The following is a 24,455-nucleotide window of genomic DNA, read 5'->3' as shown; positions in this document are numbered from 1 at the left end:
CTCGGCGCTCTACGGGGCGGCGACGCTGGCCGCCGCCGACGGCGCGGACGCCCTCGACACCGAGTACGTCTGCGCCGGCATCGACGCCGTCCCCGACGACGGCTGTTCGCTCGGGCGCGTGTTCGCGCTCCCCGAGAGCCGCCGTCGCGTCCTCCGGGCGTTCGTCGCGCTCGACGACGAAGAGACGGCCTCCGTCTCGACGGCGACCGAGAACGTCGCCGCGTCGCCGCGCGTGTCGCTGTCGCCCGCGACCATCCGACGCGTCCTCTACGAACTTTCGGACCTCGGCATCGTCCGCCGCGTCTCCGACGGCGACTCCACCGACGGGCCGGGCCGGCCGGCGACGCGCCCCGTCCCGAACTTCTCGACGCTGGCGTTCCGCGGGCTGGACGACGCCGAGCGCTGAGCCGTGGGAGGTGGCGACCTGCGCGCCCCCCGCGACCTACGAGAGCGACGACCCGCTCGGGCCGTCCTGCGGCGCGCTTCTCCCCGACCGCTGAATCTTTTTCCCCCGTCTCCCAACTCCGGGTATGGTTCCGCCGCTCGTACTCGACATCGACGGGACGCTCACCGACGCGCAGGGCCGCCTCGACCCGCGCGCGTTCGAGGTGCTCCCGACGTGGGACGCGCCCGTCATCCTCGCCACCGGCAAGGCGTTTCCCTATCCGGTCTCGCTGTGTCACTACCTCGGCCTCCCGCAGACGGTCATCGCGGAGAACGGCGGGGTCGTCCTCGCCGACGGCGAGGTGACGTTCACCGGCGACCGCGAGGCCGCGCAGGCCGCCGCTGACGAGTTCGTCGCGCGCGGCGGCGACCTCGGGTGGGACGCCGCAGACACCGCGAACCGCTGGCGCGAGACCGAGATTATCGCCCGCCTCGACGCCGACGAGGCGCTCCTCCGAGAGGTCGCTGACGAGTTCGACCTCGAAGTTATCGACACCGGCTACGCGTACCACATCAAGACTCCGGGGGTGGAGAAGGGCGTCGGCCTCGAACGCGTCTGCGAGACGATGGGCTACGACCCGGCGGCGTTCGTCGCCGTCGGCGACAGCGTCAACGACGCTTCGACGTTCCGCGTCGCCGGTCGCTCGTTCGCCGTCGCCAACGCGGACGACGTGGCCAGGGAGGCCGCCGACACGGTGCTCGAACAGTCGTACATGGACGGCACGCTCTCGGTGCTCGAATCGCTCCGGGAAGAAGACGCGGCGTAGCGGCGTAGCCGACGACCGCGCGCGCAGTTCGTCGGCGTCTCAGGCCGGCTCTTCGAAGGGAGCGAAGCGGCCGTTGATGTCCCACTCGTGGATACAATAGGGGCTTCCGACCCGTTTCTCGCCGTCTTCTTCGGCGACGACCCACGTCGCGGCGTCGTCGTCCCAGCGTTCCACCCGACCGCAGCGCTCGCAGACGCGTCGCGTCGGTCGTCGAAGTTGGGGTTCCATACGTGTGAGACTGACTGCCGGGCAAAAAAGCCCATCGCCGTCGGCAGTTTCGCGGTCGGCCCGCTCGGCACCCGACGCTCGCCGCCGGAGCGAACCCACCGGGACAGTTGTGTACGCGCCGAACACGCATCTTCCGGAACCGATGGGACTTACGGGCCGGGGCGCGGAATGCATCCATGGGCTTTCACACCTTCGACGCCGACAGGGCGGCGAAACTCGACGACTCCGCGCGGTTCCGATTCGCCTCCCGAGAGGAACTGCTCTCGCACCTCGGCGTCGCTCCCGACCGGGTCGTCGCCGACCTCGGCAGCGGCACCGGTTTTTACACCGACGAAGTCGCCCCATACGTCGGCACGCTCTACGCGGTGGACGTACAGGAGGTCATGCATGACTACTATCGCGAGAAGGGAGCACCCGACAACGTCGAGTTCGTCACGGCCGACGTGGCATCGCTTCCGTTCGACGACGACCACCTCGACGCCGCGTTCTCAACGATGACCTACCACGAGTTCGCCACCGACGACGCGCTCGCAGAACTCGCCCGCGTCGTCCGTCCCGGCGGTACCGTGGTCGTGGTCGATTGGTCCACATCCGGGTCGGGGGAGGACGGGCCGCCGCTCGACGAGCGCTTCGGTCTTGGCGACGCGACCGACGCGCTCGAATCGGTCGGCTTCACCGTTTCCCACGGTGAGACGCGCCGCGAGACGTTCGTCTGCGTCGCCCGGCGCTGACACGACCGACAGGGCAGATGGGATATTTTCTCACAAGAATTGTAATCTAAGGTGCTATGTGGTGGATATAGTTCCACCTCCCGAACTAATGAGGTTGTAAATATTAACATACTAGAGTAATTTGTTGAATATCAGGACAACGCTTACCACGAGAACCGTGCCAACTAATAACATGGCATTACATAATTCAGTCATCGACGACTATCACCCGACAGAGGGGTACTACGAGTGTCGCTCCTGTCGCACGCGGACGGTCAGTGGGTCTCACCTGTCCGAGTGTCCCGACTGCGGCGGGTCGGTTCGGAACATCGCCGTCGCCCGCGAGTGAGGGCCGCCGTCGCCCGCGCGAGTCCGTGAGCGTATCGCGTCCGAACAGCCAATCGACTTCCTTCTCACCGGGACGCCGCGGCCGTCCGCCGCGACGGCCCCGCTCAGGACTCGATGATTCCCGTGTACCGGTCGACGAGTAGGACAACCGCTGCGCCGACGACCGCGGCCACGGCGAACGCGGCGTAGAGCTCTGTCGTCCACGACAGCCCCGCGTCGACCAGTTCCTCGGTGCTCTTTACGACCGGCGCGCGGAGCGCCCCGACGATGAGGCTCACGAGGAACGCCAGCGTCGCTCGGCGGTGGTGTTCGAGCGCCCAGCGGACGACGTGCGCGATGCTGAACAGGCCGACGACGGCCCCGAGCATGAACGTGACGACGACCGTCCCCGGTTCGATGACGACCGACAGCGGCGCGCCGCCGACGACGTCGACGAGGCTGTCGACGAACGCGTTGAGCGTCGCGGTCATGTACTCGTACTGACCGAGAATCAACAGGAGGAGCGACCCCGAGACGCCGGGAAGAATCATCGCGCTGACGGCGATGCCGCCGGCGAACGCAATCGCGGGAAGCGAGTGTCCGGCGACCCCGGCACCCCCGCCCGAGGCGACGAAGGCGATGACGAACCCGGCGACGGCGGCCGCGATTTGTCGCGGGCCGTCAAGCGAGACCTGCGCGTACAGGACGACCGCCGACGCGGCGATGAGCCCGAAGAAGAAGCCGTAGGTAGGGATCGGTGCCTCGTTGAGCGCGATGTGGAGTACGCGCATCACGGTCACGATGGCGGTGGCGATACCCGCACCGAGCGCCAACAGGAAGCCGATGTCGACCTCGCGCATCGCCGCGACGGCGTCGGCCCGGCGTCCCGGGACGACGACGCCGAGGGCGCGCTTGATTCGACCGGGCGTGATGGCCGTCACCGCGCTGATGAGCCGTTCGTAGATGCCCGTGATGAGTGCGATAGTGCCGCCCGAGACGCCCGGAACGGCGTCGGCGGCACCCATACAGATGCCCTTCAGGTAGATGAGAAGCAACGAGAAACGGGGTGTCGCCCCGTCTGAGTTCCTCGACATTTCGTTGTCGGATGCTCTCTCGGGAAGGATATCAGTCCACCGCTCTGCGGACCGTCGCGCGAAAAAAGTGCGTGGAAACTGCGGACGGCGCGCGGACCGGTTCCGGTCCGAATCTACGCGGCGACCGAGACCGCGCTCGCGTCGACCGACGACGAGGTCGACGCCGACTCGTTCGTCTGCGAGTCGTTCGAAGCGGAGTTCTCCGTCAGGTCGAACTCCTGTTCGTTCCGTTCGAGGGTGACCGCCACGGCACCGTCTTCGGCACCGTTGACGAGGCCCTCCTCGACGGCGACGTTCTGCGCCTGGTAGCTGACGACGGTGTTGTTCCCGGCGAACGTCGTCGGGCCGGTGAACGTGTAGCCGCTCGTCGCGCGGACGCTAACGTTCGTGTAGCCGTTGTCCGGGCCGTACTCGCCGTAGCCGGTCGTGGAGTACGGGAGCGTCATCGTGAACTCACCGTCGGCGTCGGTCTGCGCCTGCTGCGTGTAGGTGAAGTTCGTTCCCGTGGTCAGGTCGCGCATCTGGACGCGCGCGGTCACCGTCGCGTTGGCCGGGGCACCGCTGCCTTCGACCGTCGCGCCGGGGACGCGCTCGAACGTCTTCACCCACGACGGGTTGTCGGGGACGAGCGCCTGCGGCTGGATGCCGTAGGTGTTCCCCTCGCGGACGAGCGAGTTCTGGTACGACCCCGAGCGGAGCGCCGAACTGTTCGAGGACTTCACGAGGCGGTAGTGTTCGAGGGCGGCGACGCGCTCTTCGGGGAACGTTCCGATGCCGCCGATCTGCGAGGTCGGGTCGTTCGCGACGTACTCCTCAGCGGCGGTCATGTTGTCGAACACTCTGACCGGCTGTCCGTCGGAGGGCGCCACCTTGAACGTGGTCTCGCCGTCGGCGGACGTTCGTTCTTCCCAGTCGACGACGATGGGCGACGCCTCACGGGCGCTGCCGTGGTACGCGTAGAGCCGAATCATCAGGCTCTCGTAGTACCGCTGGTCCTTGAGGTTCGACACGGCGGCGATTCTCGTCTGTCCGTCCTGTTCCTGCAGTCGGTACATCGGGCCGTAGAAGTCGGACGACGACACGTTCGACTCGTCGTAGAAGACGGTCGGGGCACCGAACTTGGAGTCGGTCGAGGCCATCTGCCAGTCGACCATGACGTAGCGGGTCTCGTTACCCTCCTCGCTCATGTCGGCGAGGACGTCGGAGGCCTGCGCTTCGTTCGGTGCGAGGAGGAAGTTCGCCGCCTCGGTCGCGCCCTGCTGGAACGGGTTAGCGTTCGGGATGCGCTCGCCGAGAACGGTTATCCAGTGACCGTAGTCCCACCACGACATGACGCCGTAGCTTCCCTCGGCGTAGTCGAAGTCGCTCGTCCGTTCGTAGGTTCCGTAGTACTCCATCCCGTTGGATGCGCCACCGAACTCTCCCTCTTCGGGCGTGTTGGTCTGCATCCACTCGAAGCTGTCCTGCCACTGCGTCACCGTGCCCGGGCCGGTCCGGGCGGACTCGATGGCGTTGTTGCTGGTGCCGGCGTTGCCGAGCTGAATCGGTACCACGAGCACCGGCGTGAGAACGAGAAGCAGGGCGATAGCGACGACCGCGACGGTTCCGAGCGACACGTCGTCGAGGCGGTCGGTGTCGGCGAGGTCGATGATGCCGAGCGAGAGCACCTCGCGGAGAAGGTACGCGTTCATCACCGCGACCACGACTGCGAGGTAGTAGTTGAAGCGGACCTGCGTGAAGGCGGCCGAGGTGATGATGGCCGCCCAGACGAGGACGAACAGATGTTCGCTCTCGTAGTCGGCCTGCAGCACCGCGCCGACGATGAGTGCGGTCACGATGGCGAGGCTGACGAGCGAGGATTCGAGGCCGAGGAGCCCGCCGATGCCGGCCGGGATGGCCGGAATCAGGAAGATGACGCCGAAGGCGGCGAGGCTGCCGGCAACGTAGCCGATTTTCCGGGTGTCACCGTCACGGACGAGCGGCTTGCCGACGAGCCAGATGGCGCCGACGAGGCCGGTGAAGAACGTGAAGCCGTACTCGGACATGATGCGCTCCGTCGCGGTCATGCCGGTGTTCTGGAGGACGTTCGCGGCGATGAAGGGCTGTGCCTCACCGATGGTGCGCGTCGCCGCACCGGCGCTGAAGCCGACGGTGCGGAGGAAGTTCACCGCGAGGCTGTCGAACACAGCCGGGAGAGCGACCGAAATGGCACCGATTGCGACGAGGCCGAGGACGGCGACTGCGGCGGGGTAGCCGCGGTCGTCGACGTCGGCGGACTCCCACCAGCGGGCCAGACCGGCGAGGACGACCGCGCCCGCGCCGACGCCGAAGGAGATGACCGGGTGGAGGAGACTGAAGTTCGTCACGCTGAACGAGAAGTCGGTCAGCGGGACGAACATCAGGAGGCCGGTGACGAGCATCGAGACCGCACCGACGAACGCGACGTGTTCCGGGGACTGCCCGCCGACGTAGTCGGCGACCATCTGGAGGACCAGATACAGGCCGAAGATGCCGACCAGAAGAACGCCCGGCGGCCACGCCCACATGTAGAGCGCCATGCCCACGCCCGCGAGCGCGGACCAGATAAGCGTGGAACGGAGGGCGTCGAAGTCGCGGGCGGCAACGAGTTCCCAGACGGGTTTCTCGCGGTTCGCCACCGTCAGGGCGATCATGACCGCGACGACCGCGAAGCCCTGGAAGAACGGCTCGGCAACGTTGTGGTCGGCGAAGCCGACGAGGCCGCGCTGGAGGAACGTCCCGGGGAGCAACGCGAGGATGACGACCCCGAAGATGCCGCCGAGGCGACCGCCGAGACGGCGGCCGATGAGGAACGTCGGGATGGCGACGAGCGCCCCGAAGACCGCCGGGGCGACGAGCAGCGTCTTGGCGACGAGGTCGGCCGACGGACTGCCGAGGCCGACGACGAGGGCGACCGTCGCGATAATCTGGTCGTAAATCGTCCCGAACTGGCCGACGCTCGTCCCGAACGGGAAGTACGTCCACGGGTCGAACGGCATCGTCGACGGCCAGTTTTGGACGGTGTACGTCACCTCACGGAGGTGGTACCAGGCGTCGTTCCCCGAAAAGAGGACGTCACCGTCCCTGATGAAATTGCTATACGACCGAAGACGGACGGCCAACATGGCGACCAGTATCACGAGGAGGGCGGGGACGTGATACCAGTCCTTAGCGAGGTCGAGGACCGATTTCGAGTCGGGGTCCTCGATGCGCTCTGTGTCTGCGCTCATCGCTTCGATGGACTGGGAAAACCCGCATAAGCCTTATGACTCGGTTTCATCGCCGAGACGGGCTATCTCCCGGTGAGACCAACAGTTCGTGGGTTCTCACGGTCGTCTAGTCGCGGTTTCGCGGCCGAACGAGCGGCGACCCGCGCCGGAGAGGCAGGGACGCAATCGCGGGATCGACGCGACCGGACGCCGGTAGTTCACCCCTCCAGCACGTCCTGTAGCGAGCCGTAGACCGTCTCTCTGAAGTGGCGGCTCACGACGATCAGCGACCCGAAGTACGTGACGACGCCGACCGCCAGCACCACCGACAGCCAGACCCAACTGGTGATGGTCACGACGTATCTCGTGGTGAGCTCGACGGCGGCGAACATGACGGCTCCGCTCGCGAACTGCGCGAGCATCGGTCTGGTGACCGCGACGCCGCCGAGGTGCCGGTGGGCGAAAAACTGGTACGCCGCGAGGACGAGCCAGTTTGTCAGCACCATCGCCGCGATGACGCCCAGGAGTTCGAACTGCCAGACGAGCGCGAACGACAGGATGAGGTGAACGGCCGTGGAGACGAGCCTGATTCGCAGGGCGACTTCCGGCCTGTCGATTCCCTCGACCGCCGCCTCGAACGCCCCGATGTACACCCCGGCGACCGGCGCTAACGTGAGGCCGACGAGCGCCGGCCCGGCGGCCGAGAAGTCGCCGCCGAAGACGGTGACCATCAACTCCCGCGGGATGGCGGCCGCGCCGAAGAAAATCGGAATCGAGAGCAGCCCCGCGTACGAGACCGAGTTCACGAGGTCCGCCCGTATCGGCTCGCCGCTGGACGAGACGCCGCTCGACTTCACGGACAGCGCGTCTTTTATCGACCCGCCCAGCATCGTGCCCGGCATGGATGCGGTCGCGGCCGCGGTGTAGATGCCGACCGGTCCCGCGCCGACCGCGAGCCGGAGGATGAGCACGTCGAGTTGGGAGTCGAACGACCGGAGTAGCTGGGTCGGAACGTTCCACTTACCGAACTCGTACAGTCGGCTCACGCTGCTCCAAGTCGGAATCCGCGGGTAGACGCTCGCGACGACGGCGGTGATCCCCGCGCTCGCGAACGTCGCCACCGCCAGCCCCGCGACGACGCCGAAGGAGCCGAGTCCCCAGACGATGAACAGTATCTGGAACCCGAGCGTCAGGACGCTCCGCACCGCGTCTATCCACGACGCGTTCGCGGGGTAGCCGAGGCCGGCGTAGAGGTGGGTGAGTATCTCGAAGACGCCGAGCGCGGCAACGAGGAGGACGACGGCGTAGGCGAGTTCCACGCTCCCGAAGTAGTCGACGACGAACGGGTTCAAGAGGGCGAACGCGACGAGCAGACAGAGCGTGAACGCCGCGTGGAAGATGAGCCCCGTACTCAGGTAGTCCCGTGGGTCGACGCCGACTTCGCTGACGCGCTTGCGAATCGCCCAGCCGGTGCCGTTGGCCACCTGTCCCAGAACCATCGCCACGGCGACGACCGTACGGTACTCGCCGAGGCCGACGTCGCCGAGCAGCCGAGCGAACGCGACGATACCGACGAACCCGATGAGGCTCATCACCACGTCCGAGCCGAGGCTGAGAATCACCTCTCGGCCCATCTTGAGTGATTTGCTCTTGCTCATCTCTGGGCGTTCAACGGCTACATCTCGTTTCGAACCACGCCTGCTCCCAGTCGTCCGGGTGCTCTCGCCGGAAGGCCTCTAACTCGCGGACCTTGCCGTAGGTGACGAGCCGGTACTGAAACGAGAAGGAGGCGAACAGGATGGCGGCGTAGCCCTCAAGGATACCTTTCTCCAGAATCAGGTGCCGGCCGGCGGTCGCGAACCCTTTGGCCGCGTAGCGCCACAGCGACGGCGACTTCCCCTCGGTGACGATTTCGAGGGCCTCCAGCGAGGTGTACTGGTCGAACTTCTGGAAGAACTCGCTTATCGACTCGTAGGTGTAGTGCCGCAACACGCCGAGACACTCGACGACCTCGTACCCCGGCGCGGGCTCGACGACCTCGTGGACGACGTCGTCGGGCACCGCGAACGCGGCTTTCGGCCCCAGCCGAAGCGGGTCGCCGCCGATGTCTTTCATCCACGACCCGAACATCTTGTTCGTCCGGCCGACGCGGTAGAGGCCGTCTCGCCCGTCTCGAAGCACGCGCTCGATGTCGCGCGCCAACTCGTCGGAGACCTCCTCGTCCGCGTCGATGAAGAATATCCACTCGTGTTCGGCCTCGTCGATGAGGCGCTTTCGAAGCTCACCGAACCCGCGGAACTCGGCTTGGATGACCCGGGTGTCAAACTCGGCGCAGATATCGAGCGTCTCGTCGTCGCTGTAGGAGTCCAAGACGACGATTTCGTCGGCGATGTCCGCGACGCTCTCCAGACACCGACGCAGCGTCCCCCCGACGTTTTTGGTGGGGATGAGTACGGAGAGTCCCCGCGCGTTCTCGGCCATGGCGTGTCATTTCCGCACTTGTTCAATAGACGTTTCGAATCGAAATAAAACGAACACCAGATAGGTTGGATTTTCGATCTCGACGACTATCTGTAACGTCTCAGCACGTCGAATATTTCGTCCGCGGTCGTCTCCCACGAAAAGCGGGCCGCGTTCTCGGCCGAGCGCGCTTCCAGCGCCTCGTAGTCGACGCCGTCGCCGCGCAGCACTTCGACGAGGTCCGTCGGCGTCTCTATCGGGAGCCACGCCTCGGACGGTTCGCCCAGCACCTCCTCGTTTATCGGCGTTCGGAGCCCGACGACGGGCGTCCCGAGCTGTTGGGCCTCGACCGGCGGACGGCCGAACCCCTCCTGTTTCGACGGGTGCAGGTAGAACCTCGCGCCGGCGAGCAGCGCGCCGAGCGACTCCGCCGAGACCTCCGAGAAGCGGTCTCCGGGAAGCTCTGCGTCGCGGTCGGTGACGGCCGCGCAACTGAACCCCGCCTCCTCCGCGGCGGCGAAGCAGTCGGACAGGAACGCGGGGTTCTTCCGGTCGATGGTCGAGCCGACGTACACGAGGTCGTACTCGAACGTCTCTTCGGGGTTCGACGGGAGCTGGTCGACGCCCTGGTAGACGACGGGAGTCTCGCCGTCGAACGGCGTCCGCAGTCGGAGGTCGGACGCCGTGAACCGACTCGCGCAAATCGCGGCGTCGAGCGCGGACAGTCGGCGGGTGTAGAGCCGCGCGAAGAGCGTCGACGGGACGTCGGAAAACAGCGTCGTCACCGGGAGGATGTCGTGGACGTACGGGACCACCGTCTGCGGGACCGACCCCGGGTCGAACGTCAGGTACCGGTGGTCCGGCAGGAAGACGACCGCCGCATCCGACGCCGCGATTCGGTCGCGGAGCTTCGAGCCGACCAGCCAGCGCTTCCCGTACGTCAGCACCGAGGGGAACGGGAGCGAGCGGACCCCGTTTCGGTCGACCTCGATGCGAACCGTCCCCTCGCGGCGCAAGAGTCGGGGACACACCTCCTCGCCGAACACGCCGATTCCGCCGAGACCCCAGTCCGGTTCGGTGACGATTCCGATGGACATTCAGAGGTAACCGAGTTCCTCGAGGCGGTCACGGGTGGCCTGATGGACGTCGGCGGACTGCTCGCCGGCGGCCGCGGATTGCTGGTACTCGGCTATCGGCACGTCGAACAGCGCCTCGTCCAACACCTCGAACTCGTCGGTTTCGCCGACCTCACGCCAGCCGTCACCGTCGGCCCGCCGCTCGTATCGCAGGCCGGTTCCGAGCGAGTCCCAGACGATTTTCTCGTCGGGGGCGAGGTAGACGCTTCGGAGCATCCGCGTCCAGTACTCGGCGTCTTCGGGCGGACTCGCGTTCGTGCTGCCGACCAGCTCGGCGCTGATGCGGTCTTCGAACACGTCGGGTGTCTCGTCGTTCGCGAGACCGACGATGAGTTCGCCGAGACCGAGATGAGAAAACAGCTCGTCTTCGAATTCGTCGTACCCTTCCGGCGGGTTCACGATGTAACACGGGACGTGGACGAGCCCTTCGGAGAGGCTGCTGTCGTGACCGAGGAGGTAGCCGTCTTCCTCCTTTCCGAGGTTCTCGCCGTGGTCGCCGGTGACGATGAACGTCACTTCGTGGTCGGCGGCCGCCTGGACCCGGTCCATGAACGCCGACACCTGACGGTCGAGGTACTCGATGGCCGCGCCGTACAGCTCGCGGTAGTAGGTGACGTGCTTCTCGTTGGCTTCGAGGCCGGCCTCACCGCCGAGGTTGATGTCCCACTTGTCGAACGCGCTGGAGTCCCACGTGTTCGGCGCGGAGTACAGCTCCGAGTCGTAGTGGGCGGCGGCGCGGTGCGGCGCGTGCGCCTCCATGAAGTTCGTAAACAGGAAGAACGGACCGTCGGTTCGCTCGACGGCGTCGGCTCCGACCTTGGAGATTATCTTCGCACCGTCGTCGAACGGCGTCGGGACGGGGAGCTTCTCGACCATCCGCTCGATGCCTACCGACGCGCCGTTCAGGAAGCTCTGTACCGGGTAGTCGTGCGTGAGTGCCGCGGGGATGAAACCGAGGTACTTCCGTATCCCGTCGCCGTCGAAGTCGTAGCCGAACCGCCCGACGTGAATCCCCTTCGGGTACCGACGGTCGGGCGAAACCTCCAGAAACTCGTCGAAGAGCTCGTTGAACCCGAACGCGGACGAGGCGTAGACGTTCGCGCTGGCCCCGAGCGACTCGTGGTCCGGTAGTCGGCTGAGGAAGGTGTCGTCGGGATCGATGCCGTCGTAGCCGCGGTTGTAGTCGTGGACCCCGTGTCGGTGGGGGAGTGATTCCAGCATGATGCTGGCGTGACTGGGAACCGACCACGAACTCGCCGCTCGACACTCCTCGAACGAGACGTCTGCCCGCTGGGGAATTCGTCGAGCGTATCTGTCGAAATAGTCCTTTCGGACGGTGTCGAGACAGATGAGGACTACGCTTCGCATTTGCGCGATGAAAACGGTGAACTATAATAAATCGACCGAAGAAGTAACACCCAACGTATGATGACCGTCTCCCGCTTTTTCGCCGACCCGTCGGTCGATAGATGAACGTTCGTATCGCCCAGACCGAGTATCGAAACAGCGGCGGTGCGGACCGCGTGACGACCGCGCTCGCGCGGTGTTTCGACGCGCCCATCGTCACCGACATCGACCGGGACGCCGCCGTCCCCTCGGACATCGACACGGTTCGCACCACCGACTCGCTCCTCTCTCGGGCGCTCGCGCGAACGCCGATTCCGAGCGAGGTGACGGACGCGTTCGTCTGGTCTCGGGTCGAGGCGCTCCACGACGCCGACGTCATCATCGGCAGCGGCCTCGCGCCCGGGTGGTACATCCCGATGGACCGACAGGTGTCGATTCAGTACATCCACGCGACGCCGCGGGCGCAGACCGACCGGTTCCAAGAGGAGATCGACTCGACGGCCGGACTCGCGTACGCGCTCGGCGGCCGGGTGCTCTACACACAGCGACCGACTCCGGACCGCTACGTCGTCAACTCGGAACTCACGGAGCGCCGACTGAACGTCCACTGGGGCGTCGACTCGGACCGAATCAGCGTCGTCTACCCACCGGTCGCGGTCGACGAGTTCTCCCCGGAGACCGACCGGACGGCCGTCGTCCCCGAGGAGGAGTTCTACCTCGTCCTCTCGCGGCTCCACCATCTCAAGCGCATCGACGAGGTCGTCGAGGCGTTCACCGACCTCGACGAGACGCTCGTGGTGGCCGGCGACGGCCCGGACAGGGAGCGACTGGAACGACTCGCGGCCGGGTCGTCGAACGTCGTCTTCGCCGGGCGCGTTTCGGAGTCCGACAAGCGCGCGCTCATGAGCCACGCGCGGGCGCTCCTCATGAACACGCGGTCCGAGAACTTCGGTATCGTCCCCATCGAGGCGATGGCCGCCGGGACGCCCGTTCTCGGCGTCGACGACGGGTTCACGCGAGTTCAGATATCGCCGGGCGACAACGGGTACGTCTACGAGCGAGGCGTCGAGCACATCAAGGCCGCGGTGGCCGAGTTCTCGGAGCGGGGCGTCTCGTGGACTCCCGAGGAGATATCCGCGTTCGCCGACCGGTTCGGTGTCGAGGCGTTCCGGCGGAACATGCGACGCGTGGTCGACGACGCGGTGGAACGGGCGGAAATCACCGGCGACTGGGAGTGACACCCACCCGGGTCACGCCGGGACCACTCGTCGGGATGACACCAGAGTACCAGATCTGATAACTAGGCCCTCGGTCTTATGCCGGATAACCGTCGCTGTGAGGCTGATGAACGTTGCAGTCATCGTCCTCGACACGATGCGAAAGGACGTGTTCGACGAGCACTTCGACTGGCTTCCCGGCGTCCGGTACGAGGAGGCGTACTCGACCGGGAGCTACACGGTTCCGGCCCACGGTTCGCTGTTCACGGGCGCGTACCCGAGCGAGGTCGGTGCTCACTCGCAGCACGAGTACCTCCCGGACGACCGACCGACGCTGGCGGGGCTGCTCTCCGACGCCGGCTACAGGACGCGGTGTTTCAGCGCGAACCCGCTGATATCACACCTGTTCGAGTTCACGCGCGGCTTCGACGAGACGGAGTACGGCTGGCACATCCTGAACGCGCTTCCGGAGACGTACAACTGGAGCAAAGACGGGTTCTTCTCGGGGCCGCTTCGGTACCCAGAGTCGGTAGTTCGCGCGGTGCTGGACGGCGACAGTCGAACCCTGCAGTCGCTGAAAGCCGGGTACGAGATGTTCCGCGCCGAGGACGACGGCGCGGCGCACTTCCTGCGGAAGCTCCGCTCGTGGTCTTTCGGCGAGTCCGAGTTCCTCTTCGCCAACCTGATGGAGGTCCACTCGCCGTACTGGGCACCGCCCGAGTACGCGACGACCGACGCGCGCAGCGTGGACATGTACGCCGACTCGGAGGAGGTGCTCGCCGGCGACTTCGACAGCGAGCTCTTCTGGCGGGCGTATAACGACTGCGCGCGGTACCTCTCGGAGGTGTACCGCGACATCTTCGACGAACTCACCGACGAGTTCGACGTCGTCGTCACGCTGAGCGACCACGGCGAGCTGTTCGGCGAACACGACCTCGCCGGCCACCGCTACGGGCTCTACGACGAGCTGACCCACGTCCCGCTCGTCGTCTCGGACGGTCGCGGCGGACGAGAGACCGTCCGCGAGACCGCGAGTCTCGTGGACGTGTTCCAGACCGTGCTCGGGCTCTGTGACGTGGACGCCCCCGCGGAGACGGCGGGCCACGACCTGCGCGCCCTCCCGTCAGACCGCGAGGCGATGACCGAGTTCCACGGGCTCCGCCCGCTCACGTTCGACCAGCTCCGGGAGAACGGATTCCCGGCCCGAGACGTCGAGCGGTACGACGAGAAGCTTCGGGGTATCGCGTTCGCCGGGTACTACGGTCACGAGGACGTGAGCGGGTTCGTCGAGTACGCCGACCCCGGCGGCGTCGACCCACGGTCGCGACTCGACGCACACGCCCGTGACTCGGCGACCGTCGGGACGCCCCGCGCCGACCGCGAACTCGCCGATTCGACGAAGAGCCAGCTCTCGAAGCTCGGCTACATCTGAGAACACAGGCGGGAACGCCGGTCAGTCTCGCGAGTGCTCCGCGACGACGACGCTTCCCTCCGACGCCTCTTTTTTGGGCCTCACGGATGCGATATCGTAGCCCAGCGACTCGACGAGTTCGCAGACGGTCTCGTCGGGCGCGTCGAACTTCGGGTGAGTCTCGACGATTAACACCCGCGGGCGACACGTCAGACCGCGGAGAATCGGCACCTCGGCACCCTCGCAGTCCATCTCCAACACGTCGAACGCTGGGAGGTCTCCCGGCGAGACGACTGCAGCCGAGCTATCGCCGTAGACGTTCCGTCCCTCTGCGACGAGTCCGTGGACCACGTCCGTGTTCGTGTCCGCGCCGTTGAGCGCGAGCGTCGTCTTCACGTGTTCGACCTGCTCGTCGCTCGCCTCGTAGACGGTCACGCGCTCACCGTGTTCCGCCGCGATGACCGCCGAGACGCCCCATCCACCGCCGATGATTCCGACGCTGTCGGTCTCCCCCACGCGCTCGGTCAGCGCGCTCACCTGCCGCGGCTTGTAGTTCGGGCGGTCGGCTCGCAGGTCGAAGAGCCGCTCTTTTTTCACCTTCACGCCGGAGAACTCGCTTACCTTCCGCGGGAGCGCCTCCCGTATCGTGTTGTTGTAGATGTAGTTGACGGAGTGCATACCGGTGGGTGCGCCATTCCGGTAATAACTGTTCTCCTCAAATTATCAGATGTGATTTCGCGGCGGTCACGTCCTCGATTCGGGACCGGAGGTAGAGATTATAAATACTCTCCCCAGAGAGCACACAGCCATGGCTGTGCTCGATAAAGCCCGCTACGTCCTCGACGGGCTTCGTCGCAATTTCACCGATACGTTCTGGTGGCGCGAGCGGTTCTTCGAATACGTCGTCGGGCCGTTCCACACGAACGTCTCTCCCACCCGGAGCGACAGCGTGCGCGTGATGGACGAGGACTGGGACACGCTCGTTCTCCTCGACGCCTGCCGCGTCGACCTCTTCGAAGAACGCGTCGACACGTCGGCGTACGACGAGTACCGACACGTGACGAGCGCCGGAAGCACCACCCGAGAGTGGGTTCGGCAGAACTTCACCGGCGGCGAGTACGGGGACACGGTGTACGTGACCGCGAACCCGTACGTCTCGCGGGAGGCGGGCGACGCGTTCCACGAGCTGTACGAGGTCTGGCTCGACGACTTCGACGACGAACTCCGGACGGTCCACCCGAGCGACGTGACGGAGGCGGCCATCGAAGCTCACGAGGCGCACCCCGACAAGCGCGTCGTCGTCCACTACATGCAGCCCCACCACCCGTTTATCGGCGCACGAACTCTCCAGTTCGCGGGGTGGCAGATAGAGGGCGAGACCCACGGCGAGGGCGACGGCGAGGCCGGCGGGCGACCCCGAACGCCGTGGGACGCGCTTTGGATGGGTGCCGTCTCGAGAGACGAACTGTGGGAGGCCTACGGGGACAACCTCTCGCTGGTGATGGACTCCGTCGAGGAGCTTCGGTCCGCCGTTTCCGGTCGGCTCGTCGTCACGAGCGACCACGGAAACTTACTCGGCGAGCGCGTCTTTCCCGCCCAGATTCGGGGCTACGGCCACCCGAAGGGTATCCGCACGCCGGAACTCGTCGAGGTACCGTGGGCCGTCGCGGACGGCGACGACCGGCGGCGGGTCCACGCCGGCGACGCGGAGTCGGCGTCCGCCTCGGAACGCGAGGAGATGAAGGACCGGCTCCGCGACCTCGGCTACGCCTGAGCATGGTCCGGTACACCGTCGCCGTCTGCAACTACAACATGGCCGAGACGCTCGAGCGCTCGCTGGAGAGCATCCTCGGCCAGCTCACGCCCGAGTTCGAGGTGCTCGTCGTCGACGGCGGCTCCGACGACGGGAGCGTCTCGCTGCTGCGCGACCTCCAAGAGCGACACGAGACGCTTCGCGTCGTCGAACTCGACGCGGACCCCGAACGCCATCTCGGCCGCGACAGACAGATCGCGGTCGAGCGAGCCCGCGGCGACTACGTGTTGCCCCAACTGGACGCCGACGACGTGTACGACGACTGCATCCGCGACTTCGTCAGCATCTACCACGCGTTCGAAGCGGGGTTCGACGGCCCGCTGTACCTGAACGGGCAGGGGCTCAACATCGCGCCCGCGTCGCTCCTCGAACGGATTCCCTACCGGAACCTCCCGACCTCGGAGGACCGGGACCTCTGGCGACGGTTGCTGGCCGACGACGCGATGCTCCGGCTCGAACACGGGTCCGTCCGCGAGAGCATCGGCTACGAGCGGTCGGTCGTCGACGAGATGCGCTATCGGGACTTCGCGGGGAAGGTCGCCGACGCCCAGTGCGGCGTCACGCTGACGAGCTGTCTCAAGTGGGCCGCGACCGCGCCGACTAGTCCGCTCGAACGCTCGCGCCCGCCGCTCGCGCACGCGATGAAACGCGGATACGACTGCCTGACGTTCCTCCTCGCGTACCCCGTCGCGGCGTCCCGCGAGTCGTTCCCGACGCCGACGCCGATGCGGGACCGCGCCGAGTTCGACAGGCGGCTCCGACGCGTGCAGGCGACCGCGGCCGAGCACGAGTCCCGACTCGGCGTGACGGTGGACCGGTCATCGCTCGGCGAGGCCGGCGAAACAGCGTTCTTCGGACGGCGCGGCGACGCGTAGCGACAGCCGGCCTCAGCGCCACCCGCCGCGACAGACCGAGTCGTAGACGGCGGCCGTCCGTTCGACCACGTCCTCCCACGTCGGGAGCGGTTCGGCCGGCGCGTCGAGGTCGACGGCGCGCTCGACGCCCGAGACGACGGTCGCGGGGTCGATGCCGACGCCGACGCAGTCGGGGCGCTCGGACCAGTCGACGAGCGCTCCCGCGTTGCGGACGACGCACGGGGTGCCCGCTGCGAGCGCCTCGGCGACCGTCATCCCGTAAGCCTCGAACTCCGACATCGTCACGAACGCCGCCGCACCGGCGTACAGCCCCGGCAGGTCCTCGTCGGCGACGAAGCCGAGGAAGTGAACGCGGTCTTCGACGCCGACCTCGCGGGCGAGTCGCTTCAGCTCCGACCCGTAGTCGCCGGCTCCGGCGACCGCGAGGTCGTACTCGAGGTCGGGGAGAGATCGAATCACGTGCTGGACGCCTTTGTACTCCTCTAACCGGCCGACAGAAAGCAGGTAGTCGCGGTCCGCCCACTCGGGGCCGGGGGACGCCTCGGCGAACCGCGCCACGTCGAGGCCGTTCGGAATCACCGTCGCCTCGACGCCGAAGTCGGCTTCGAGCTGCCGGCGCTCCCAGCCGCTGACCGCGATGCGGGCGTCGGCGCGGCAGAGCGCCCAGCGGCCCGGAACCCGGTAGACGGACAGCAGTTTGTCCCGGAGCGCGGAGGCGCTCCCGCCGTGGTAGTGCGGGGTGGCGACAAACGGCGTCTCCGCGTCGGTACCGAGCGCCGCGAACAGGAGCGGAAGCGAGTGGTAGTTGTGGGCGTGGACGATGTCGGCGTCGCCGACGAGACGGCGTAGGGTCGCCAGAATCTCCGGGGCGACGTGGAACGCGCCGCCGGGGGCGACGCCGGGGTGTCGAATCACGCGGACGCCCTCCCGGTACTCCGCCGAGCGGGTGAGTCCCTCGGCGTCGGCGGTGAGGACCGTCACGTCGTGTCCCGCCGCGGCGAACCGGGACGCAAGCTCGGCGACGTGGGTCTCGACGCCGCCGGTGTGCGGAGGATACCGCGTCGTGACGTAGAGAACGTTCACTCGAAGTACTCCCTCGACTCCCGGTCGAGTTCCCACGTGCCGTCGCCCTCGTCGCGGAGGAGTTCGACCGCGGCGACGAGCAGCGACACCTGCGAGTCGAAGACGGCGTACAGCGGCTGGAGCGGGCCGAGGCGTTCAGACTGGCCGGCCCACGCGAAGGCCGCGACGGCACCCGGAACGGCGAGGCCGAGCGGGCCCGCGAGGAGGACGCCGGCGACAGTCGCCAGTGCGACGCTCGCCGCGAGCAGCCACGGCGAAACGATCATGAACCACCAGTTGAACGGGAGGACGACGGTGCCGTAGAACCCGTAGCGGCCGAGCATGTCCCGGTTCTGGACGAGGAGTTTGAGCAGGCCCATCGCCCGGCGGTCCTTGCGCTGGCGGCGCTTCGAGAACTCGGAGACGCCGGACTCGGTGAACGCCATCGCGGGGTCCATTACGACGCGCTTGCCGGCCCGGCGGATGCGGAGCGCGAGTTCGGTGTCGTCGGCGAGGGAGTCGGGGTCGATGGGTACGAAGTCCTCGGCGCGGAACGCGAAGCAGGGGCCGTGGAAGATGAACGTCGAGTCGAGGTGGGATTCGAGGCCCTGAATCTTCGTGAGGATGCCGCGGTAGTCCGATTCGACCTCGCTGTCGCCGAGGACTTCGGACTGTTGGCCCGTCACCGCGCCGATAGTCGGGTCCGAGAGGTTCGCCGCCGCCTGCCGGAGCACGTCCGGGGCGAGCTTCGAGTCGGCGTCGGTCCGGAAGAGCAGTTCGTTGCTCGCCGCCGCGAACGCCTCGTTAAGGGCGGGTGCGACCCCCCGGCGCTCGTCGTCGTGGAGGAGCGTCAGTTCGGGGGCGTCGCGGCCGGCGAAGAAGTCGCGGACGACCGCGGGCGTGTCGTCGTCGCTCGCGTCGGCGACGACCACCTCGACTTTCTCCATCGGGTAGTCGAGTGCGAGGATGTCTTGGAGCTTCGCCTCGATGATGCTCGCCTCGTTGTAGGTCGGAAGGACGATGCTCACGGTCGGCTCGTCCGGGGACTTCCGGGCGGGCGACCCCGTGGTGTCGACGACCCGGAGCAACGTGAGATAGACGAGGTAGGGCACCCCGGTCAGAGAGAGGAGTCCGAACGTCGCGGCGAGGAGGCGACGGAGGCGTGCGCGCATGGTGTGGGGTTTTCCCACCGAGAATAAAAGTGCTGTAGGTTGCTCTCGCCCCGCGGATTCGCGGGGGCGTATCCAGAAGTCCTTTTATACTGCCCGCTGGATGTCCCGCTGATGGACTACGCGGACGTTTGCGTCCTCGTCCCGACCTACAACGAGGCGGAGACTATCGCCGAGGTCGTCGCCAGCTACCGAGACGAGGGGTTCCACAACGTCCTCGTCATCGACGGCGACTCCACGGACGGGACGCGGGAGCTCGCCGAGGATGCCGGCGCGCACGTCGTCGTACAGCGCGGGAGCGGGAAGGGACAGGCGGTCAGGGAGGCGGTCGAAGAGCACATCGAGGCGACGTACGTCCTGATGCTCGACGGCGACGGCACCTACGAGGCGGGCGACGCGACGAAGATGCTCGAACCGCTCACCGAGGGGTACGACCACGTCATCGGCGACCGCTTCGCCGACATGCGGCCGGGCGCGATGACGCGGCTGAACAAGGTCGGAAACCACATCATCAACCGGGCGTTCGCGTTCATCCACGGCCAGGACTTCCGCGACATCCTCAGCGGCTACCGCGCGTTCACCCGCGAGTCGTTCCTCGACATGACGCTCACCTCCGACGGCTTCGGCATCGAGACGGAGATGGCCGTCGAGTGCGCGAAACGCGGCATCGAGACGACGGTCGTCCCCACGACCTACTACCCGCGGCCGAACGGCTCGGACACGAACCTCAACCCGGTCCGTGACGGCGGTATCATCTTCCTCGAACTGTACCGCCGCGCCAAGACCAACAACCCGCTTTTCTACTTCGGCAGCGTCGGGCTCACGTCGACCGCGACCGGGGTCGGCCTCGCCGGCTACGTCGCCTACGAGTGGTTCATCCGCTCTATCTCCCACGAGGTCATCGCCGTCGTCTCCGCGGCGGGCATCCTCTTCGGTGTGCAACTGCTGATGTTCGGCGTGCTCTCGGACCTCATCCTCTCGTTACACCGCGAGCAGATGAAACAAATCGAAGAACTGGAGTGAGCGTGAGCGTCAGTGTCGGCGTCGGCTCGCGTCGGGCCGTCGGAACCGGGTGAATCGACCGAGACCGCCCTCAGAACGGGACGAGCGAACGGAGCCGACCCATCAGACTTTTCGACGCCTTGGCGCGGAACTCCTCGAACACGGGGTGGAGCGTCTCCAAGAGGTCGCGGCGGGAGTCGAACCGGTCTTTCGGCGCAGCGGCGAGGGCGTCGCTTATCGCGACCGTGTTGCCCGCGGCGTCTATCGGCACGGCGACGTCGTCAAGCGCCCGCGCAATCTCTCTCGCGTCTGCCGGGTAGTCGATGTCTGCGGCGTCGACATCGGCGGCGAGCGCGGCGATACCGAATTCGATTGAGTCCGGCTCTGATGTGTCGTTTTGGGGCGGTCTCGCGGCCATCGAACGTGTATAGGATGTCCCGCATGGAAAAACCCCCGACCTTCGGTGATACTGCCGGTGAGCGCCGAAAAACCGCGACAAACGTTTGGTTCGCGACCCACCGTTGGGGTTAACCCCACCCGGAGCCACGTTCGAGCCATGACCGAGTACACGACGGTCTCGATACCGAAGGAGTTGGCCGCTCGCGTCGACGACACGCTCGAAGGAACCACGTTCTCCAGTACGAGCGACCTCGTCCGGTTCCTCCTGCGCAGCATCGTCATCCAACACGAGCGCTCCGGCGGCGACCTCTCTGAGTCGGAGTTCCAGGAGATAGCGGAACAGCTGACCGACCTCGGCTATCTGCGGTAGTCGGCCGAGACGAGCGGCCGCCGCGTGCGGGCCGGCAGCGCCGGCCGGCCGAACGGGGTCGGCTCAGTCGAGTTCTTCCTGCGGCGGTTCGGCGTCGAGCACGATGAGTTTCAACTTCCGCCCGGCGCGGTCGAAGGCGGCCAGCGTCCGTCGTTCCCACGGGGGAACGGCGAGGAGCACCACGGCCGCGAGGTCGTCGCGCTCCGTGAGTTCGAACGGTCCCTGCGGGTGGGTGAGAAAGCGGGCGCGGCCGCGTCCGGCGGGCGTCCCGAGGTCCATCCCGAAGACGGCGCTCACGGACTGACCGGCTTCGGCCATGTAGAAGTGGGTGAGCACCGGCGTCTCCGGGTCGAGACCGAGCTCCTCGTCGAACTCGCCCGCGGGCGTCGGCGCGAGGACGAGGTTCATCGACGTCGGCTCGGCCTCCTCGGCCATATCGAGCAGCACGTCGACGAGCCCTCGCGTGACGTGGACTCGCTGTCGCTCAGACTCGTCGGCCGCCCCGTCGGTCGCGCGGTCAGGCTCAGCCTCGGTGCCGGGCGTGGTTTCGTCGCCTACGGCCGTTGTGTCGTCGGACATCAGTTCGAGAGCATCGAGGTGAACGCCTGGAAGTAGGCGCTCGGGAGGTTTCGTCGGGCGTTGCCGAGTGCGGTCCGGAGCTCGTCGCCCGCGTTCACGGGTACGCCCGCGCCGTGGCCGACGAGCAGCCGCTCGGGGTCGTACCGGGAGAGCACGCGCCGCGGCGGGAACGGCCGGAGCATCGGATGGACGCCGAGGTGCTCGCCGCGGGCGCAGAAGTAGCCGACCGTGCCGACCGATTCGGGGATGACGAGCAGGTCGTACCCGTCGTGATAGAAGCCAACCTCCTGCCACGGCGGGACGGAGCGGTCGACGAGACGGAACGCCTCGAAGCCGGAGTCGGCGAGGTCGGCCCCGAAGCGTTCGACGGTCGCGTCGAGTTCGTCGGCGACGCCGGTCATCCACGAGGCGACGTAGACCGGCACTTCGTGGCGGTTGGCGATGGCCGCCGAGTCGCGTTTGTGTCGGTCGAGTCCGACCACGACGCCGGCCACGTCGCCGAACTCGGCGAACAGGTCGTCGACGCCAGGGGAATCGACGGGGTCGAACAGCCACACGTCGCCGTCGATTTCGACGGCGTGACTGGCCCGCTGCATCGTCTCGTCGGGGTATGCGAGCCAGCCGACGCCGTGATCCCATCGGTCGATTTCGCGGAGGTCGGACGTGCCGCGACCTTTCATCGGCATGCCAGTATCGTGGGGCGCGCGGCGCATAAGGACTCTCCCCGCGGCCGATGCGCCCGGTTCTCGCCTCCCGCGTCGGCGCTCGCCGGAGCAACAGACGAGCCGCCCGGTCAGAGGTCGTCCGTGTTGATGTCCACGCCCGGGGGAGAGACGACGAGGAACTTCCGGAAGTGCATCAGCTGGCCGCCCATATCCTTGATGTCGCGTGCGAATCCCGACGCGAGCTTGTTGAGGTCGCCCTCGATGGCGAGAAAGAGGACGTTTCCGCGGGCGACGGACTGGACCCACTCCTCGGGCGGGGTCGACCCGTCGAGGACGCCGAGGACCACGTCACCCTCGGCGTCGTCCTCGTCGAGGTGTTCTTCGGCCGTCTGCAAGTTGAGATTGAAATCGCCCATACCCGCCCGGTTGTCGAGCGACGAGAAAAGGGTTCGGTCGAGTCGGGAACGGCCTCGACGGCAAAAACACGCTCATTGGTATCACGTTTCACACGACAGTCGCAGTTTGCTCCACGTTTGTCCAGTCGCAAGTGCGCGCACCGGGTGCTAAATTTTGTTTCTAAATTCTATTTAGTTATATTATCGTTCCTGAGCTATCGAACGCCGAGCGAACATATCAAGTCAACATATGTCATGATATCGTATAAGGACGTTTAGGTACAGCGATTAGCCCCGAGAGTGGTTGTCACGCAACACTCGCTGAACGTTCGTGATACTGTCGGGGAGAAACATTTAAATATGAGTTCGGGCACGTGACTGACACGATGTCTCACAACGACACGGAGGATTCGTCGGGTTCCCCGGCGGGTCGAGTTCTTCCAGGGCACATTAGCCCAACAATCTGAAATCGAAGACGTACGAATCTTCGACACGACACTCCGCGACGGCGAACAGTCACCGCGAACCTCGTTCAGTTACGAGGAAAAGCGCGACATCGCCGAAACCCTCGACGACATGGGTACCCACGTCATCGAGGCCGGGTTCCCGGTGAACTCGGAAGCGGAGTTCGAAGCAGTCGCAGATATCGCTGCTTCGACGGACGCGACGACGTGCGGGTTGGCCCGCGTCGTCGACAAGGATATCGAAGCCGCGCTGGATTCCGGCGTGGACATGGTGCACACGTTCGTGAGCACCAGCGACGTCCAGTTGGCCGACTCGATGCACGCTTCCCGCGAAGAAGCCGTCGAGCGGGCCGTCCGCAGTGTCGAACACGTCCGCGACGCGGGCGTTGAAGTAATGTTCTCACCGATGGACGCCACCCGAACGGACGAGGACTTCCTCATCGAAGTCGTCGAGGCCGTCTCCGAGGCGGGCGTCGATTGGATCAACCTGCCCGACACCTGCGGCGTGGCGACGCCGACTCGCTTCGCCCGCATGGTGGCGACGGTCAGAGAGCACACCGACGCGAGAATCGACGTGCACGCGCACGACGACTTCGGACTGGCGTCGGCGAACGCGATGGCCGGCTTCGAGGCCGGCGCGGCACAGGCGCAGGTGTCGGTCAACGGCATCGGCGAACGCGCCGGGAACGCCGCCTACGAGGAGGTCGTCATGGCCGCCGAATCCCTCTACGGCGTCGACACCGGCATCGACACGACGAAGATAACCGAGCTGGCTCGCGTCGTCGAGGCGGCGTCCGACATCCCGGTCCCGGCGAATAAGCCGGTCGTCGGCCGCAACGCCTTCTCTCACGAGAGCGGCATCCACGCCGCCGGCGTCATCGAGAACGCCGACACCTTCGAACCGGGCGTCATGACCCCGGAGATGGTCGGCGCGACCCGCGAGTTCGTACTCGGCAAGCACACGGGGACGCACTCGGTACGCAAGCGCCTCGCAGATATCGGGTTCGAGCCCTCGGACGCCGAGGTCCGGGAGGTAACCCGCCGCGTCAAAGACCACGGCGCGGAGAAAGAACGCGTCGACGACTCGACGCTCGAGGTGTTCGCCCGCGACGTGGGTATCACCCACGAGGACGACACGGAGGAGGAGGTCCGCGCCTGATGGCGCCGGGCTGTGGCCCTACGGGGCGACCGCCCTGCTCGCGTCCGACCTCCCGCGCGGCGTGCAATCGTTGCCCGCCGCGAAAGCATTATTACGGCCGGGACGGACGTGTGGCATACGATGACCTCGCACGAC

The 24,455-nt window shown here is 66.6% G+C and carries 24 protein-coding genes and 1 pseudogene; 11 read left to right on the top strand and 14 right to left on the bottom strand.

Translation table 11 applies throughout. From position 1 onward, the window contains the following. Positions 1-406 (top strand): annotated as a pseudogene (locus tag NKF06_RS05940) (ATP-binding protein); the annotation flags it as partial. A 124-nt stretch (positions 407-530) separates the two neighbouring features. Continuing rightward, positions 531-1,211, top strand: a complete 681-nt coding sequence (locus NKF06_RS05935) for a phosphoglycolate phosphatase (protein WP_058827330.1) — start codon at positions 531-533, stop codon at positions 1,209-1,211. A 39-nt stretch (positions 1,212-1,250) separates the two neighbouring features. Here the strand turns inward: NKF06_RS05935 and NKF06_RS05930 are convergent, their stop codons facing one another. Next, complete coding sequence (locus NKF06_RS05930; RefSeq protein WP_049905201.1) at positions 1,251-1,439, bottom strand: HEWD family protein; 189 nt, start codon at positions 1,437-1,439, stop codon at positions 1,251-1,253. Positions 1,440-1,615: 176 nt separating this feature from the next. On the opposite strand from NKF06_RS05930, the gene NKF06_RS05925 reads away from it, so the two are divergent. Together NKF06_RS05925 and NKF06_RS05920 are read left to right on the top strand one after the other, a co-directional pair. Beyond that, entirely contained in the window at positions 1,616-2,170 is a 555-nt protein-coding gene (locus tag NKF06_RS05925; protein WP_253244816.1) for a class I SAM-dependent methyltransferase, read from the top strand. Positions 2,171-2,342: 172 nt separating this feature from the next. After that, positions 2,343-2,498 (top strand): rubrerythrin-like domain-containing protein, encoded by a 156-nt coding sequence (locus NKF06_RS05920; protein ID WP_115883465.1) that lies wholly within the window; start codon positions 2,343-2,345, stop codon positions 2,496-2,498. A gap of 103 nt (positions 2,499-2,601) precedes the next feature. On the opposite strand, the gene NKF06_RS05915 is transcribed toward NKF06_RS05920, so the two are convergent. The 6 genes from NKF06_RS05915 to NKF06_RS05890 all read right to left on the bottom strand — a co-directional run bounded on the left by NKF06_RS05915 (position 2,602) and on the right by NKF06_RS05890 (position 11,761). Beyond that, the gene (locus NKF06_RS05915) at positions 2,602-3,570 is read right to left on the bottom strand and encodes a DUF368 domain-containing protein (protein ID WP_253244815.1); all 969 of its coding nucleotides are present in this window, start codon (positions 3,568-3,570) and stop codon (positions 2,602-2,604) included. Between the two features lie 113 nt (positions 3,571-3,683). Further along, positions 3,684-6,818: an oligosaccharyl transferase, archaeosortase A system-associated gene (locus NKF06_RS05910; RefSeq protein WP_253244814.1), complete on the bottom strand. Its 3,135-nt coding sequence runs from the start codon at positions 6,816-6,818 to the stop codon at positions 3,684-3,686. A gap of 197 nt (positions 6,819-7,015) precedes the next feature. Further along, positions 7,016-8,455: an oligosaccharide flippase family protein gene (locus NKF06_RS05905; RefSeq protein WP_082677706.1), complete on the bottom strand. Its 1,440-nt coding sequence runs from the start codon at positions 8,453-8,455 to the stop codon at positions 7,016-7,018. 10 nt (positions 8,456-8,465) lie between these two features. Beyond that, complete coding sequence (locus NKF06_RS05900; RefSeq protein WP_058827325.1) at positions 8,466-9,278, bottom strand: glycosyltransferase family 2 protein; 813 nt, start codon at positions 9,276-9,278, stop codon at positions 8,466-8,468. 86 nt (positions 9,279-9,364) lie between these two features. Continuing rightward, a complete protein-coding gene (locus NKF06_RS05895; protein ID WP_253244813.1) occupies positions 9,365-10,354 on the bottom strand; it encodes a glycosyltransferase in 990 nt (329 codons plus the stop codon). Further along, entirely contained in the window at positions 10,355-11,761 is a 1,407-nt protein-coding gene (locus tag NKF06_RS05890) for a sulfatase-like hydrolase/transferase (RefSeq protein ID WP_253244812.1), read from the bottom strand. It lies immediately after the preceding gene. Positions 11,762-11,862: 101 nt separating this feature from the next. On the opposite strand from NKF06_RS05890, the gene NKF06_RS05885 reads away from it, so the two are divergent. Beyond that, on the top strand, positions 11,863-12,978 hold the full coding sequence (locus NKF06_RS05885; protein WP_058827322.1) for a glycosyltransferase: 1,116 nt from the start codon (positions 11,863-11,865) through the stop codon (positions 12,976-12,978). Positions 12,979-13,084: 106 nt separating this feature from the next. Then, positions 13,085-14,389: a sulfatase-like hydrolase/transferase gene (locus NKF06_RS05880; RefSeq protein ID WP_253244811.1), complete on the top strand. Its 1,305-nt coding sequence runs from the start codon at positions 13,085-13,087 to the stop codon at positions 14,387-14,389. A 21-nt stretch (positions 14,390-14,410) separates the two neighbouring features. Here the strand turns inward: NKF06_RS05880 and NKF06_RS05875 are convergent, their stop codons facing one another. Continuing rightward, the gene (locus NKF06_RS05875) at positions 14,411-15,046 is read right to left on the bottom strand and encodes an FkbM family methyltransferase (protein ID WP_058827320.1); all 636 of its coding nucleotides are present in this window, start codon (positions 15,044-15,046) and stop codon (positions 14,411-14,413) included. 130 nt (positions 15,047-15,176) lie between these two features. Between NKF06_RS05875 and NKF06_RS05870 the strand changes: the two genes are divergently transcribed. Together NKF06_RS05870 and NKF06_RS05865 are read left to right on the top strand one after the other, a co-directional pair. Beyond that, complete coding sequence (locus tag NKF06_RS05870) at positions 15,177-16,142, top strand: hypothetical protein (RefSeq protein WP_058827319.1); 966 nt, start codon at positions 15,177-15,179, stop codon at positions 16,140-16,142. Positions 16,143-16,144: 2 nt separating this feature from the next. Further along, positions 16,145-17,056 carry a glycosyltransferase family A protein gene (locus NKF06_RS05865; protein ID WP_253244810.1) on the top strand — a complete coding sequence of 304 codons (912 nt, stop codon included), beginning with the start codon at positions 16,145-16,147 and terminating at the stop codon, positions 17,054-17,056. A 12-nt stretch (positions 17,057-17,068) separates the two neighbouring features. On the opposite strand, the gene NKF06_RS05860 is transcribed toward NKF06_RS05865, so the two are convergent. Continuing rightward, entirely contained in the window at positions 17,069-18,139 is a 1,071-nt protein-coding gene (locus tag NKF06_RS05860; RefSeq protein ID WP_253244809.1) for a glycosyltransferase, read from the bottom strand. After that, positions 18,136-19,290: a glycosyltransferase gene (locus NKF06_RS05855; protein ID WP_253244808.1), complete on the bottom strand. Its 1,155-nt coding sequence runs from the start codon at positions 19,288-19,290 to the stop codon at positions 18,136-18,138. Before NKF06_RS05855 ends, NKF06_RS05860 begins: the two co-directional genes overlap by 4 nt. Before the next feature lie 111 nt (positions 19,291-19,401). Between NKF06_RS05855 and aglJ the strand changes: the two genes are divergently transcribed. Beyond that, positions 19,402-20,310 (top strand): S-layer glycoprotein N-glycosyltransferase AglJ, encoded by a 909-nt coding sequence (gene aglJ / locus NKF06_RS05850; RefSeq protein WP_253244807.1) that lies wholly within the window; start codon positions 19,402-19,404, stop codon positions 20,308-20,310. A gap of 70 nt (positions 20,311-20,380) precedes the next feature. On the opposite strand, the gene NKF06_RS05845 is transcribed toward aglJ, so the two are convergent. Further along, the gene (locus NKF06_RS05845; RefSeq protein ID WP_008093396.1) at positions 20,381-20,707 is read right to left on the bottom strand and encodes a hypothetical protein; all 327 of its coding nucleotides are present in this window, start codon (positions 20,705-20,707) and stop codon (positions 20,381-20,383) included. 138 nt (positions 20,708-20,845) lie between these two features. Here NKF06_RS05845 and NKF06_RS05840 point away from each other — a divergent pair, with 138 nt between their 5' ends. Beyond that, positions 20,846-21,058, top strand: coding sequence for a ribbon-helix-helix domain-containing protein (locus tag NKF06_RS05840; RefSeq protein WP_004976972.1), 213 nt, complete (start codon positions 20,846-20,848; stop codon positions 21,056-21,058). A 63-nt stretch (positions 21,059-21,121) separates the two neighbouring features. Here the strand turns inward: NKF06_RS05840 and NKF06_RS05835 are convergent, their stop codons facing one another. The 3 genes from NKF06_RS05835 to NKF06_RS05825 all read right to left on the bottom strand — a co-directional run bounded on the left by NKF06_RS05835 (position 21,122) and on the right by NKF06_RS05825 (position 22,718). Next, positions 21,122-21,637, bottom strand: coding sequence for a hypothetical protein (locus NKF06_RS05835; protein WP_253244806.1), 516 nt, complete (start codon positions 21,635-21,637; stop codon positions 21,122-21,124). After that, a complete protein-coding gene (locus tag NKF06_RS05830) occupies positions 21,637-22,323 on the bottom strand; it encodes a hypothetical protein (RefSeq protein WP_253244805.1) in 687 nt (228 codons plus the stop codon). Before NKF06_RS05830 ends, NKF06_RS05835 begins: the two co-directional genes overlap by 1 nt. A gap of 107 nt (positions 22,324-22,430) precedes the next feature. After that, positions 22,431-22,718 (bottom strand): DUF5779 family protein, encoded by a 288-nt coding sequence (locus tag NKF06_RS05825; protein ID WP_253244804.1) that lies wholly within the window; start codon positions 22,716-22,718, stop codon positions 22,431-22,433. Between the two features lie 357 nt (positions 22,719-23,075). Between NKF06_RS05825 and NKF06_RS05820 the strand changes: the two genes are divergently transcribed. Further along, positions 23,076-24,320, top strand: a complete 1,245-nt coding sequence (locus NKF06_RS05820) for a 2-isopropylmalate synthase (RefSeq protein WP_241768238.1) — start codon at positions 23,076-23,078, stop codon at positions 24,318-24,320. Positions 24,321-24,455 lie beyond the last annotated feature (135 nt).

Source organism: Haloferax sp. AB510 (assembly GCF_024136985.1).
In the GTDB taxonomy this organism is placed as follows: Archaea; Halobacteriota; Halobacteria; order Halobacteriales; family Haloferacaceae; genus Haloferax.
Note: the sequence above shows the minus strand (reverse complement) of the source record. Positions and strands in the feature narration are given on the sequence as shown.

Excerpts from the sequence above, each read along its gene's own strand:
- NKF06_RS05935 (WP_058827330.1), top strand. The coding sequence starts at position 531 with ATGGTTCCGCCGCTCGTACTCGACATCGACGGGACGCTCACCGACGCG.
- NKF06_RS05930 (WP_049905201.1), bottom strand. The coding sequence starts at position 1,439 with ATGGAACCCCAACTTCGACGACCGACGCGACGCGTCTGCGAGCGCTGC.
- NKF06_RS05925 (WP_253244816.1), top strand. The coding sequence starts at position 1,616 with ATGGGCTTTCACACCTTCGACGCCGACAGGGCGGCGAAACTCGACGAC.
- NKF06_RS05920 (WP_115883465.1), top strand. The coding sequence starts at position 2,343 with ATGGCATTACATAATTCAGTCATCGACGACTATCACCCGACAGAGGGG.
- NKF06_RS05915 (WP_253244815.1), bottom strand. The coding sequence starts at position 3,570 with ATGTCGAGGAACTCAGACGGGGCGACACCCCGTTTCTCGTTGCTTCTC.
- NKF06_RS05910 (WP_253244814.1), bottom strand. The coding sequence starts at position 6,818 with ATGAGCGCAGACACAGAGCGCATCGAGGACCCCGACTCGAAATCGGTC.
- NKF06_RS05905 (WP_082677706.1), bottom strand. The coding sequence starts at position 8,455 with ATGAGCAAGAGCAAATCACTCAAGATGGGCCGAGAGGTGATTCTCAGC.
- NKF06_RS05900 (WP_058827325.1), bottom strand. The coding sequence starts at position 9,278 with ATGGCCGAGAACGCGCGGGGACTCTCCGTACTCATCCCCACCAAAAAC.
- NKF06_RS05895 (WP_253244813.1), bottom strand. The coding sequence starts at position 10,354 with ATGTCCATCGGAATCGTCACCGAACCGGACTGGGGTCTCGGCGGAATC.
- NKF06_RS05890 (WP_253244812.1), bottom strand. The coding sequence starts at position 11,761 with ATGCGAAGCGTAGTCCTCATCTGTCTCGACACCGTCCGAAAGGACTAT.
- NKF06_RS05885 (WP_058827322.1), top strand. The coding sequence starts at position 11,863 with ATGAACGTTCGTATCGCCCAGACCGAGTATCGAAACAGCGGCGGTGCG.
- NKF06_RS05880 (WP_253244811.1), top strand. The coding sequence starts at position 13,085 with ATGAACGTTGCAGTCATCGTCCTCGACACGATGCGAAAGGACGTGTTC.
- NKF06_RS05875 (WP_058827320.1), bottom strand. The coding sequence starts at position 15,046 with ATGCACTCCGTCAACTACATCTACAACAACACGATACGGGAGGCGCTC.
- NKF06_RS05870 (WP_058827319.1), top strand. The coding sequence starts at position 15,177 with ATGGCTGTGCTCGATAAAGCCCGCTACGTCCTCGACGGGCTTCGTCGC.
- NKF06_RS05865 (WP_253244810.1), top strand. The coding sequence starts at position 16,145 with ATGGTCCGGTACACCGTCGCCGTCTGCAACTACAACATGGCCGAGACG.
- NKF06_RS05855 (WP_253244808.1), bottom strand. The coding sequence starts at position 19,290 with ATGCGCGCACGCCTCCGTCGCCTCCTCGCCGCGACGTTCGGACTCCTC.
- aglJ (WP_253244807.1), top strand. The coding sequence starts at position 19,402 with ATGGACTACGCGGACGTTTGCGTCCTCGTCCCGACCTACAACGAGGCG.
- NKF06_RS05845 (WP_008093396.1), bottom strand. The coding sequence starts at position 20,707 with ATGGCCGCGAGACCGCCCCAAAACGACACATCAGAGCCGGACTCAATC.
- NKF06_RS05840 (WP_004976972.1), top strand. The coding sequence starts at position 20,846 with ATGACCGAGTACACGACGGTCTCGATACCGAAGGAGTTGGCCGCTCGC.
- NKF06_RS05835 (WP_253244806.1), bottom strand. The coding sequence starts at position 21,637 with ATGTCCGACGACACAACGGCCGTAGGCGACGAAACCACGCCCGGCACC.
- NKF06_RS05830 (WP_253244805.1), bottom strand. The coding sequence starts at position 22,323 with ATGCCGATGAAAGGTCGCGGCACGTCCGACCTCCGCGAAATCGACCGA.
- NKF06_RS05825 (WP_253244804.1), bottom strand. The coding sequence starts at position 22,718 with ATGGGCGATTTCAATCTCAACTTGCAGACGGCCGAAGAACACCTCGAC.